Annotated in this window: 1 protein-coding gene; it reads right to left on the bottom strand. The window is 44.6% G+C overall.

The annotated features are described in order from the left end of the window. Positions 1-114: 114 nt before the first annotated feature. The coding region (locus tag ACFOUY_RS08950; RefSeq protein ID WP_378960164.1) for an ATP-binding protein at positions 115-588 on the bottom strand (474 nt) is incomplete at its 5' end.

The raw sequence follows: 588 nt of genomic DNA on the forward strand, positions 1-588 counted from the left end.
TGATTATTCCGAACAAAGTACACCACATTCCGAGGCATAGTGCACCAGTTTGGTTCTGGCTTTAGCACTAACTTTTAACCATATCACTTTTGGACAAAGCGATATTCTGTAAACTTAATGATTTTTTTTATTTCTCATAGATTTACCCATAAGTGCGATTCTGTGAGCAGATGCTGACAACCTGTCCATAATTGCATCTGCAAGTGTGGGTTCATCTATAAAGTTATACCAGTTATCCACTGGCAGCTGCGAGGTTATTATTGTCGCGCCGTTGCCATACCTATCCTCCAGAATATCAAGTATTGCTATCCTGGCATCATTGCTCAGAGGCTTAAGCCCAAAGTCGTCTAATATCAGTAGCCTGTTTGAGGATATCCCCTTAATCCATCGGAGGTAAGTCCCATCGAGCCTTGCCTGGGCAAGAGCATCCAGAAACTTATTCATACTGAAATACAGCGTACGGAATCCAAGTAGGCAGGAACTGCGTCCCAGTGCACAGGCAAGGAAACTTTTGCCGCACCCGGTAGCGCCGGTAATGAGCACATTTTCACCACGTTCAATGAAAGTGCCGTCTGAGAGTCTCAGTAC

It is taken from the genome of Pedobacter jamesrossensis, assembly GCF_042650905.1.
Classification (GTDB): Bacteria; Bacteroidota; Bacteroidia; order Sphingobacteriales; family Sphingobacteriaceae; genus Pedobacter; species Pedobacter jamesrossensis.